10 protein-coding genes are annotated in these 11,789 nt (G+C 42.9%); 2 read left to right on the top strand and 8 right to left on the bottom strand.

Going from position 1 to position 11,789, the window contains the following annotated elements; genetic code table 11:
- Positions 1-154: 154 nt before the first annotated feature.
- The 7 genes from EHS11_RS01675 to EHS11_RS01645 all read right to left on the bottom strand — a co-directional run bounded on the left by EHS11_RS01675 (position 155) and on the right by EHS11_RS01645 (position 8,151).
- The gene (locus EHS11_RS01675; RefSeq protein WP_135762689.1) at positions 155-520 is read right to left on the bottom strand and encodes a hypothetical protein; all 366 of its coding nucleotides are present in this window, start codon (positions 518-520) and stop codon (positions 155-157) included.
- Positions 521-654: 134 nt separating this feature from the next.
- A complete protein-coding gene (locus EHS11_RS01670; RefSeq protein ID WP_135762688.1) occupies positions 655-1,086 on the bottom strand; it encodes a globin domain-containing protein in 432 nt (143 codons plus the stop codon).
- Positions 1,087-1,099: 13 nt separating this feature from the next.
- Entirely contained in the window at positions 1,100-2,278 is a 1,179-nt protein-coding gene (locus EHS11_RS01665; protein WP_135762687.1) for a hypothetical protein, read from the bottom strand.
- A 13-nt stretch (positions 2,279-2,291) separates the two neighbouring features.
- A complete protein-coding gene (locus EHS11_RS01660) occupies positions 2,292-3,029 on the bottom strand; it encodes an OmpA family protein (RefSeq protein ID WP_246047510.1) in 738 nt (245 codons plus the stop codon).
- A 9-nt stretch (positions 3,030-3,038) separates the two neighbouring features.
- A complete protein-coding gene (locus EHS11_RS01655) occupies positions 3,039-6,284 on the bottom strand; it encodes a DUF1554 domain-containing protein (RefSeq protein ID WP_167884310.1) in 3,246 nt (1,081 codons plus the stop codon).
- 422 nt (positions 6,285-6,706) lie between these two features.
- On the bottom strand, positions 6,707-7,750 hold the full coding sequence (locus EHS11_RS01650; RefSeq protein WP_135762685.1) for an esterase/lipase family protein: 1,044 nt from the start codon (positions 7,748-7,750) through the stop codon (positions 6,707-6,709).
- Positions 7,747-8,151: a VOC family protein gene (locus EHS11_RS01645; RefSeq protein WP_135762684.1), complete on the bottom strand. Its 405-nt coding sequence runs from the start codon at positions 8,149-8,151 to the stop codon at positions 7,747-7,749. Before EHS11_RS01645 ends, EHS11_RS01650 begins: the two co-directional genes overlap by 4 nt.
- A 255-nt stretch (positions 8,152-8,406) precedes the next feature.
- Between EHS11_RS01645 and EHS11_RS01640 the strand changes: the two genes are divergently transcribed.
- Positions 8,407-9,006: a TetR/AcrR family transcriptional regulator gene (locus tag EHS11_RS01640; protein WP_135762683.1), complete on the top strand. Its 600-nt coding sequence runs from the start codon at positions 8,407-8,409 to the stop codon at positions 9,004-9,006.
- 202 nt (positions 9,007-9,208) lie between these two features.
- Here EHS11_RS01640 and EHS11_RS01635 read toward each other — a convergent pair whose 3' ends face one another.
- Entirely contained in the window at positions 9,209-10,186 is a 978-nt protein-coding gene (locus EHS11_RS01635; protein WP_135762682.1) for an enoyl-CoA hydratase/isomerase family protein, read from the bottom strand.
- 189 nt (positions 10,187-10,375) lie between these two features.
- On the opposite strand from EHS11_RS01635, the gene EHS11_RS01630 reads away from it, so the two are divergent.
- On the top strand, positions 10,376-11,329 hold the full coding sequence (locus EHS11_RS01630; RefSeq protein ID WP_135762681.1) for an alpha/beta fold hydrolase: 954 nt from the start codon (positions 10,376-10,378) through the stop codon (positions 11,327-11,329).
- Positions 11,330-11,789: the final 460 nt, after the last annotated feature.

The raw sequence follows: 11,789 nt of genomic DNA, 5'->3' as shown, positions 1-11,789 counted from the left end.
GTTTTCCGTCTGATTGAAGCGAAGAGCCCGGTCTCCCACCTAATGGATCAAAGGTGAATATCCGATCAATCGGCGGTGGCGAGACCATGCATGGTCGAGTTCGTGCGTCGTGGCAGGAGGTTACGCACACAGGAGTCGGAAGCATCGAACGTTTTTATTCGGCAAGCCAATCCAAGGCTTCTTCCTTTCGTTCGAAAACGCGAATGCGTTGGTCATGTGTAAGAGTTTTGTAAATATCGAGGTACGCGAGTTTGGCGAGGTTGAGACCAATAAGCGCTGTTTTTTCTATTTTTTCTTTTCGAATTTCAGCAGCACCTTCGGATAACAAAATATTGAAATATTTGGAAGAAATAAACGAATTGGAATAATCGACGAGGCACAAAATCTTCGTAGTCACTGTCTGGTAATCGGACATAGAAGCCCGCAGTCTCTCAATCATCTCCTCTTCGTTAAGGTTCCGGTAATCGATGAAACGAATCTGTTTGTCTTTATGCAGAATCCATTCTTGTTTAAAATTCATAAGATTGGACTTAAAATACTATAGGATAAATACGAAATCGTCAAGAACAGATTTTTGATTCGATTTTAAGATAGCAAATATTATGCTGAATGAAGCTAAATCAGAAACTTTACCAGCACTTTCGATCGGAATATTCAAATCGAATTGACCATCCATCGGCTGAAACTTTCCAAAAAGGATGAAAAGATCCGTTTGGAGTCTTCGGAAAAATCCGCTTCATCCAATGCTTCCGTATAACAACGAATCCATTCCATGCGGGCTTCCTCATCAATGACAAAAGGAAAATGACGCATCCTCATCCTGGGAGGCCCGTAATTCTGGGAATAATGTGGTTTTCCACCGGTGACTTGGATGATAAAATCAGCTTGTTTTTGTTTGGCGAGATCCAGATTTTTAGGAAACATTTTCCTGATTTTAGAATCGGGAATCCGATCGTAAAATCTTGAAACCAAATCCCGGATCCCCTCTTCTCCCCACAACTGGCAAAGTTCTCCGAGCCCGGGTATGGGGCCGGGAGGATTCATAGGAGGGGTATAAATCTGACGTTCCGGATTGGATTCACTCATACTGGTCTATCTTTTAATAAATACCATCTTGGTCATACATAAAAGATACGCCGGGCATTATATAAAATTCAGTGACAGTGTGTTTGATGCTACTGGACATTTCTGAAAATCCGACCCCGATGCTTCTCGCGGAATAATCCACTTTTGCAACGGATCCGACCGTATCTCCCAGGTATGTGGAATACTTTCTCTGTACGTCCTGGCGAATCATTCCTATGTCCAAACTGAATCTGCAATAACGAAAGCTGGATTCGATTTGCAAAAGAGTTCCTTTATCATGCACCTTACCGCCATAAGCCGGAAGAACGGCCGTTAAAGCATTCATGCTTTGAGATGTTTCCTGGATAATCTGAGATCCTAGAACCGAAAAATCACCTTTACGGTCGAGCAGTTCGATCCTTCCTCTCACTTCCCACCAATCTTTCAGTTTTACCTTGGTATAAATTCCTGGCAAAATTCCTTTCATGGAATATTCCGCATTTGCATCCCCTCCGATGGACCAGGTGGCCTTGTCAGGCACGGGCGCTTCGGGCCTACTCGTAGAATAGGATCCGTAGGAGATTTTATTTTTCTCCGTATAACGATGAAAGTTGATGGAAGGCCCGATCATAAAACGATCCGTGATGGGGTGAGTGTAAGAGAATCGAAAATGTTGACTTTCCCCTTCAAATCGAAGCAAACGGTTTCCTTCGAAAGCGGATGCCCAATAATTATTAGTTCTAGGTGAAAAAAAATTATTCGATGCCGGTTTGTCCCGATCGTATTTTCCAATGGTCCGGTCTTCCGCATATTGGATTTCAAATTTGTTTTTCCATCCGTAAGTGATGTCTCTGTATTGTGGAATGGTGTCCAAATCTTTGGTGATTTTATAAGGAATCGCAAGTGGCGCCGTAGGCTCGTTAGCTTGGCGCATAATCGAATTCAGAAACCAGGCAGGACCCGTTTCATTCAAAATAGCCGGAGATAATTTTCCAAATCCAATACCCATTCTGAATTGCAATCTATGTTCAAATACACCCTCGTATTTGTCCATAGGAGTGAGTTTCACAGGTTCCTCCTTCGCTACGGAAGGTTGTTTGGGAATTTCAGTGGTGGTATTGGTTTTTAATTCTTCGGAAAACAAAATTGCGGGATATAGCAAAAAAGAAAAAACAAAGACTGAAATAGTTTTGAAATATAATTTTAAATTCATAGATATATTTTTATTATAATACGATTCGAACGGTTCCTACCCTAACTTCCGTTCGTCTGTTTTTCGGTTCCGGTGCCATTGTGTCCACGATCTTCCGCAAATCCGCGTATCCATCCACTTCCTTGAACCTAACCTCCGCAATCTGGTGCGTTCTTTGCATTTCCGCTTTCACTGCAAATGCTCTTGCTTTACTGAGTTTTAAGTTCATGGTAAATGCACCCGCAGAATCCGTATGCCCTCCGATCCTTACGTTTGTTTCGGGATAAAGGGAAACCGCATCGGAGATTTTGCCGATCATTTCTACTGCTTTGGGAGTCATAGTTGATTTTCCGGAAGGGAAAGCAACGTCCCCGTCAATGACGATCAGAATTTCCCGTAACTTTTTATCTTCTTCGATTCGTTTGAGCTCGACCCCTTTTGCCACAAGCCCATCCACATGTTGTTCGAATTGGGTTCCGGTGAATTCAAAATCGTTTTTGATCCCCGAGTAAACACGTTCCAAATAATCCGGTGTACCCATATCATCTAAAGCGCCTTCGGGAAGACTTCCCAATGCTTCTTCCCTGGTTGCCGCCTTTTCGCTGCTAATTGGTAGTGGAGCGGCACACCCGCAAAACTTCTGAAAAGCTTTGGACTGCGTCCATTGCGGTTTTTGATCTGAAACACAATTTGAGATCAAAAGAAAAGAAAGTAAGCCGAGTTTCCATCTTACATTTGTTATAATGTTTTTTTGCATAGAGTAAAGATTCATAGATTGTATTTATTGTTGAACGCAAATAAGTTTGCGGGTGGTCGCAACTTGGCAATCGCTAACACCGGCATTGATCGATGTAGCGCTTGTAGAACCGCCGATTCCGTAACTGGTTTCGTAAATGCCTCCTGTAGGAAACGAGGGACCGGAATCATTCTGCGACCAGTTCACACAATTGTTCGTAGCGGTGGTCCAGTTGCTATTAAAGCCGGTCCAATATGTCCCCGCAGGGAGCGTGGTAGTCAAACTTCCAAAACTGAATAATGAATTGGCATTTGTGGTAAAGACTCTGTTTGTATAAGGTGCGGAAAAACCTGTTGCTAAATAATATCCCTTACTTGCCGCCAATACCCATGCATTCTGGCCTGTGGCATCCGTTCCGGTAGTAGTAGCAACCCGACCGACCGAGTTTGAAATCAAAGCCTTATAAGTTCCCCAGGCAGGTCTGTTGGTATCCGTTTGGCAATATCCGTCCTGTTCCGTAAGATCGTTGTTCGAATCATTAAAGTTCGGATTATAGGTAACATTCGTTACATAAATTACCTTATCATTATCAAGATTATTCATAGGACAATTGTCAGGCGGTTGAAAATCGCTCAAAGCCAGATCCGTACTAACAACCGTTCCGAATTGAATACAAACCGGTTGTGTATTATCTGCACGACTATCATCGATAGGTGTCACTGTGATCGTCTGATAAGTGTTATAATTTGCCGTTGTAAACGTAAGAGATGTTGCACTCAGACCGGAACATTCCGTACTACCCGACTTGCATGAGATGGTAAAGGTTACGTTTGCAATTGGCACAACCGTATTTCTGATACGCACTCCGAAAGTTGCCGTCGTACCGTCTTCCGTAGTATCATTGCTTCCTGCGCTGACTTCCACAACCAACTCATCATCGATATTATAGATCGTCATATCGGGAGGATCAACTGTCAGACCTCCGGAAGAAGTCCCTAAAACAACAGTATAAGCGATGTTTCCGTCAATAGAAACATCCTGCGCACCGGTTGCGGTAATTTGGTTGGATGCACTTGTTGTCATCGTTTTCCAATTTCCACTGCCGCTGGTGATCGTTGCAGTCGCGGAACCGACTGTTCCTTCCGCAGGATTGCTGCTGGAAACAGGAACGGTCACACTTGATCCCGGATCGGATTGAGTGATCAAATGAAAGATACCGGTGCCCCCTCCTTCCGTAGTGGAGAAAGTCCCTGACCTTCTGCAACCGATGATTTGGTTGGCAACGTCGTTATCACAACTGTAGATAGTGAATGCAGGACGGGCTACTTGTGCGGAATCTCTGTATCCATAAGATCCGTTTCCATACAAATCATCACCTGTAGCAGCAACGTTCACGGAATAATCCAAGTTCCCTTCATTGACTCCATTGGACGCACCAGTTACAAAAACAGTTTGAGCCACATTCCAATTGGCAGTAGTAAAGGTTAGCGAATTGGTGCTTAAGGTTCCATCATTAGTAGTTCCGCTAGTGCTTGTTGTTAAACTTAAATTCACGATTGCAAGCGGTTGTGATCTTAATCTGATCGTCCATCGGGAATAAACTTGCGGATCCAAATTATGGCTGTCATCCGTCGCAAAACCGGTCACAGTCGTTGCAGATTTTGCGGTTTGGATTAACGAAGTGGAACCATCCATCTTGTTATAAGCAACGATTGTAAACCCTGCAATATCATCATCGTCTTCATTCACAGTAATGTTCGGAGTCGGTTTGATTCCATTGGCGGCACCGCCGGATGTTTCCCCGTATTTTGGATCCGAACTCACGCATCTTTGCAGTTCAATGATCCATTGAAAATTTCCATCAGCTACATCATCATTGACAGGTGTTACAGTAACATCTTGGTATACGTTCCAATTGGCAGGAGTAAAAGTAACGGATGTTACTGCGGCACTGCCCTGTCTTTGTCCCGTGTTTTTCGCATCGAAAGTATCGTTGATCGGAATCGTAACATTGGCGGTGGGCTCCGAATTCAACCGAAGACGGAAGAATGCTGTTTGCAAAGTTCCCTCCACAATATTCTGATTCAACTGAACAACTGTTACGCCAGGAGTATCGTTATCTACAATTGTGATCGCAACATCGGAAGCGTTTTCATTTCCATAATTCGTTGCAACTCCCAAATCCAAAGTGAAACTGGAATTGCCATCTGCGATCAAATTATTCGTAGGAGTGATAGTAACAGTTTGAGGAGTATTATAATTACCAGTTGTAAACGTAAGTAATGTCGTATTCACAGTCGCTCTCGTAGGATTCGGATTGGTAACAGGAATCGTAACATTTCCCGTAGGTGGATTTGTCAGTACTACGGTAAATGTTCCGTTGGTATCCGCCTCGTTGATCGAAAGTGTCGTCGGAGTCACAACAATCCCCGGCAATTCGTTGTCAATATTAACAACCGTTACCGGAAGGACGGAAAGTCCGCTGTAATTCGGATCAGTGCTCGTGCTATTGGCTATTTGAATCGTATACGTTTTGTTTCCATCCAAAACAGGATCGTCTATTCCAGTGACCGTTACCACTTGCGGAACATTAAAATTGGCAGTTGTGAATGTTAAAGAAGTCTTATCGATCGTTCCCTCCTGACTCGTGTTATTTGTAGAATCTACATTCGGATTGAGAGTGGGAATTGTGACAGTACCAGTCGGCTTACTTGCAAGTACAACAGTAAATGTAGCAGTATTCCCCGCGCCTGCAGCTTCCGTAGTCTGAAGAGACTTGGGAGAAACGACAACGCTGTAAGAATCGTCATCAATGACAGTAAGCGGTCGTGTGGGTGTAATGAGTCCGCTATAAAGTGCATCCGTACTCTCACCTTTGCCGATGACTATGATGGTCTCTTTGTTTCCATCCACTTCGTCATTATTAACACCGCTAATCGTAACAGTTTGCGGTGTATCCCAGTTGGATGTAGTGAACGTCATGCTATCAATAGAAAGAGTTGCGATGGCGGGATTGTCCAAACTCAAGGGAATCTTAACATCCTGAATAGGTTGTCTGTTGAGTTGCAATGTAACTCCGAGAGTTCCAAGGGAAGGGTTTTCCGAAACAGAATAACCTCCCGTCAGTGACTTGAGAGTCACTCCGGCAGGAGCTTTGTCCGTTGTCTCGGAAAGTCCGAATAAGAACTGATCCGCAGCATTGCTCACCGCATTACAGTTGCTAGTGAATACGATTACTATAATTAGGAAAGTGGAACGAACGACATATTTGATAAGATTTGAACCGAACATGATTAACATAAATTTTAAGTTAATTTCAGTTGAAAAAAATGGCGCAAGGTGTAAAGAAGAAAGAAATTATTATCATCAGTTTATTTTTGGTTCTAGTTATCCCTAAAATATAAACCCGTCTATTCGTTGTTATAGACGAAAACTGCGTAAAAATCCTAGTGGATCCCTAGTGTTTTCCCTTAGGCATGATAATAGAAAGAAAATCGATGCAATGATTTTATCCCGGAAAGAACTCGTTCTATGTATAGAAATTAAGCAGACGGAAAGCAGAAAAAAATTGATAATCTACCTAGCAGGGAATATCTATTGTTACAATCAGATAACAAGTATATTAACAAATCAAAATATACTAAATAATAATCCGCAGGATTTACCTAACCGGTTTCGTCAGAATACGGGATATTCCAACGAAGGAAATGAAGCTATTTGCACCATTTCCGGATTTCATCGTAAACCCGCCTATCGTACATTAAACGCAAATGATTGATCCCGGATAATTCCTTCAAATTCTCTTTGGGAAAATCCAAATCATATTTTCCATTTCCCGATTTTCCCAAAGAGCTCCATTTCCCCACAATGGCATCTCCGAAAAAATCAGCCAAAGGATGATTTGGATTTTTCGTAAGAGTTCCGGTGATCACATAATAATCCACCGATTTCATAAGAGGGACATGTCTTTTCGAATTTTCCAGAAAGGCGTCGGGATCTTTTCCTTTCCAATCTTCTTCCACCAAATATCCGTAACGCAAATCTTTGATCCCCGCGCTTCGAAGATTGATCGCTTTTTTTGTTAGATGAGTAAATGGATTCGGAATTTTGCCGAGAACAGTTGTAACAACATTACTCAATTTCTCCAAACCAGCACCGTGATGGGGAGAACCGATGAAAAATATCTTCTTTGTTTTGGAAACCCATTTGTACCTTTCCTTTTCACCATAGTAACAGGCGCTACGTGTTACAAGTCCGCCCATACTGTGAGAGATGAAAACAATTTCTTTGACGGAGACAGGGGAATTTTGAATCAACTCTTCCAATAAAGAAGAAAGCGCCTGGCCATTGTCGGAAATATGAAGCCCGGTATTATAACGCAAGTAAAACGGTGTCATTCCCTTTTCTTTTTGGAGGAGAGTTCCGTAGTCTTCCTGTTCTCCGCTGAATTTCCACATGGTTTCATCACTTCCCAAGCCATGAACCAGAATGCAGACTTTAGAAGAAATATGAGGATATGATTTTAAATCTTCTTTGCGAAGAGAGACTCTTTTTTTTCCCAAATAAAATTGCATGGGAGATGCAAGATCGAAAGAATCCAAATGGTTTCCGAATGCACCATTCAGAATGGAAACGCTTGCAGTCGCAGTTTGATCCGCTACCACTTTGGTGGTTTCCCATTTTTCCTTCCAGTTGATAGGTTCTTTGGGAGTCTTCTTAGCTTGTTTCGATTTCTCCGAAGGGATTTTCTTTTTCATTCTTTCGGAGGAAGTGCATCCATAAAGAAAACTTCCCAGAGATGATCATCCGGATCCAAAAAACTCCAACTGTACATAAACCCATGGTCTTGCGCATCATTGGCTGGTTTGCCTCCGGAAGAGAGAGCAAGCTTTACCATCTCTTCTACTTCGCTCCGTGAAGTAAGAGAGAGTGCATATATAAATTCTCTTGTTCCTTTCGAGATAGGAAGTTTGGAAAATGTTTTGAAGTAATCTTCCACAAGGAGCATTGCAAAGGAATGTTCATTGATGATCATGCAAGTTGCTTTTTCATCCGTGAAGTCCGGGTTGAATGTAAATCCCAGTTTGGTAAAGAACTGAATGGACTTGTCCAGGTCCTTTACAGGCAGGTTGATAAACGTTTGTGTTACAACTCTCATTGTATCCTCCTAAAAGACGGAAGCCTTAAATAGAACCAAGTTTTCCGATTTTAGCAATCAAAATATGGAGTGATTTTTGCGGGATTTTACCATTCCTAAAATATACAAACCAATCCATCGGACTTTGATATTTTTCCTAGAGGCTCTACACCTTATGGAAGTTTCAGGTTCAAATGAAAATCTCTTTACGTTACGATCATAATCCAATATTGTAGATGTAAATCAAATAGTATTTTTCGTTCGTCCTTTGACGGGATGAAAGTTAAGGAGCACAAGATCCGTTACGAAAAAGGACATAAAGAAACGACTCGGAAGCACATTATTGACATTGCCTCAAAACAATTCCGTAAAGGAGGCGTCGAAGCTGTTGGACTGGCTGGTCTCATGAAAGACGCTGGTCTCACTAATGGAGCTTTTTACGCTCACTTTAAATCCAAAGAAGATTTGGTGCGTGAAGTGCTTGTTGCCGCTTTCGATTCCCAATTGAAAATGCTCTCGGAAGCTCAGAAGCATGGACTTAAATTGGAAGATGCGATTCGTGATTATTTATCTCCTCAAAAAAGGGATAATGTTGAAGATAGTTGTCCTGCTGCAGCGTTGATGGCCGAAGTCGCACGCCATTCTAAGCCAACGCGCAAAGTTTTTTCTGAAAAGGTCCACTTGCTTCTTGACCTTTTTTCTAGCCAGATTAGAGACAAGGATCCGAAAAAAAGAGAGCGTAAGGCCATTTCAATTTATGCGCAGCTCGTCGGAAGTTTGCAGCTCGCTCGAGTTGAAACAGATAAGGAGAAATCTAATCTCATTTTGAGAAGTGGAATTGATGCCGCTCTAGAGTTGGCAAATTTAAAGAATTGATTTCAAAAATAAGGGGAGTCAAATGCGAGAAACAGTAATGGGCCGGATACGACAAATAAGACGTCGTTCAAGTTCAGGACATGCCAACCCTAGATACGCGATGAACAGGTCCTAGTCGAAGCCTGTTCAGTAGCGATCCATCTCATTGATATCATGCTGAGAAAAGGAGAAATGAAGCCACTCCAGACCTATACCAGCATTCCTATTTTGAATCTCCTATTCGACCTTCCTTTAGCGCCCGAGCGTATATCTCGCGGTTCAATAAAGGAAGTTCTCCTGTAGCTTCCGTTGCGGCAATGTATGCGAGCATCCGATTTTGAGCTTCTTTGGATTGGTCTCTTACAAGAAACTCAGCATGCTCAAGTTGTAAACCTTCTTCAAGCGACATTGCACTGCCAAAGTATATGGAGCGTTTAATCGCACCTATTGATTGCTTTGATCGCAGACTCAGGTATTCTGCGCGTTCTATTGCCCGTTCGATTACCTTATTCTGCGGAACCACCTCGTCGACCGCACCGAGTGCGAGCGCTTCTGCCGGTGTAAAAGGTTTACCTTCAAGAATAGTGATTAAAGAATTTTGAGTGCCAATTAAGCGAGGTAATCGTTGGGAGCCGCCACCCCCTGGAGTAAGCGCAAGTAATACTTCCGACAAACCAATGACAAAGTCACCGTCAGCCATGATGCGCAAATCACACGCCCAGGCGAACTCTGCACCAACAGCAAGAGCAGAGCCGTTGAGTGCAGCGACAAAGAGTGTGCCACTTGCATTCATCTTCAGGAAGGTTGCATGGAAGCTATCTAGCTGCAAAAGCGCCCTTAGTCGGGTCATTCCCGCAATCGTTCTAACAATAGGTATTTTATTAATGAGTCTCCCCATACGCGAGACAATACCGGCGATACGTGTATTAATGGGCGGGAACCCGACACCACCCTGTTGGAGCCATGTAACATCTGAATGGCTTAAGAATCGATCGGGGTGCGTACCCGTAAAGACCACTGCGTGAATGTCCGGATCGCGGTCTGCACGGTCAACGAGGTCTTTTAGTTGCCTAACAAGCGCAGCATCAAACAACGCATGTGGCCCTCCGTCTATATGGGCAACGAGGACAGCCCCACGATCTTCGATTTTAATATGACCATTAGTTCGCGTGACTGCTAAATTGCTTCCTGAAACTTTCATAACTCTCCCAATCTTAAAAAGTTAATCCCACGAATGCCATTGGCTAAAACTGAGCCAAACAAAAGTAGAAAATACCCCTTTACATTACGACCACAATATAATATTATGATCGTAAGTCAATCGATGTTTCCAGCCAACTTTTTGATGAAAAGGAACGTCGCTTACAAAATTAGGGATGTGTGATTCACAATGAAAAAAAAATTAATTTTATTAAGTAGCCTTGGATTGTTAATCTCGGCGTGTTCTCAATTGGAATTAAGGCAAGAAGAAGTATTAGATGTAAGCCCTGTCGATTCACAGAAACAAGAAATCAGTTGGAAGAACGTTACTACCCAGTTTGTCACAAGAGGCGAGGTGACGTTTGCATACAGAGAACTCGGCGCTCACAATAAGGGTGTACCAGTGGTGTTTCTCGTTCATTTGGGTGCAGTCTTAGATAATTGGGACCCTCGTGTCGTGGATGGTTTCGCGGCGAAGCATCACATCGTCGCATTCGACAACCGAGGCGTTGGCGCATCTAGTGGAGAGCCTGCGGATTCAATTGAACAGATGGCCATGGATGCAATCACATTCATCAAAGCAAAGGGTTTCCAAAAGGTTGATCTCTTTGGGTTCTCGATGGGTGGAATGATTGCTCAGGAAGTTGTACAGATGGAACCTCAGTTAGTTCGCAAAATGATCATTGCAGGCACTGGTCCCGCTGGAGGCGAGGGCATCAAAGATGTACCTAGCGTCACTTACGTCGATATGTTTCGCGGTTATTTCACGTTTCAAGACCCAAAGCAGTTTTTGTTTTTTACAAGATCCCCGGTTGGAATTCGCGCAGGTAAAGAATTTTTAGCTCGAATTAAATTGCGCAAGGAGAACCGCGATAAAGAAATTACTCTGAGTGCGTTTTTTGCACAACTCAAGGCGATTAAAAACTGGGGCATGAAGGAGCCAGAAGATCTATCGAAGATTCTGCATCCAGTACTCGTGGCCAATGGCGATAATGATCGTATGGTTCCCACTAAAAATACGCATGATTTGGCCAGACGACTTCCTAATAGTGAACTTGTGGTCTACCCAGACTCCGGCCATGGTGCTATATTTCAATTCCACGTTGATTTCGTACCGAAGTCGCTTAAATTTCTGACTCGATAGCTGTATTGTTCGGATGTGCTAAAAAGTAGTTACTGTTCAAGGCCACCATTTTCTGGGATTCCAGTTCCTTTTGAACATATTGCTTATACGCATCTACGGTGTTATACGAATCGCTTGTAGTGATGCCTGAGGCATTAATTGTAAATCGCATTGTATTAAAGCGAGAGGTTAAAAAAATACATCCAAAGGGGAATCATTGTTTGTTGCCATTTTTCCGTTTTTTAGAAAAAAATTTCCCTTTTTTGAAGGAAGCGAATTTGGAAATTTGAGTTTTTCGGAAAGGGAAGGAGATTTGAATCTCTGTTGGCAAAAAGGCGAACTTTTCCAGAGAATTTTTGGTAAAGAGCAAAGAAGGATTGCCAAATCGGATTGGATGTGTTAGTTGGGACTCATTGGGTGGCGGGTGGTTCACCATCCCGTTACCCATAAGTAAGTAACTTCCACATGATTGCCGCAGATT

The sequence above is a fragment of the Leptospira ilyithenensis genome (assembly GCF_004771005.1).
Lineage (GTDB): Bacteria > Spirochaetota > Leptospiria > Leptospirales > Leptospiraceae > Leptospira_A > Leptospira_A ilyithenensis.
This window is presented reverse-complemented; position numbering and strand designations above follow the sequence as displayed.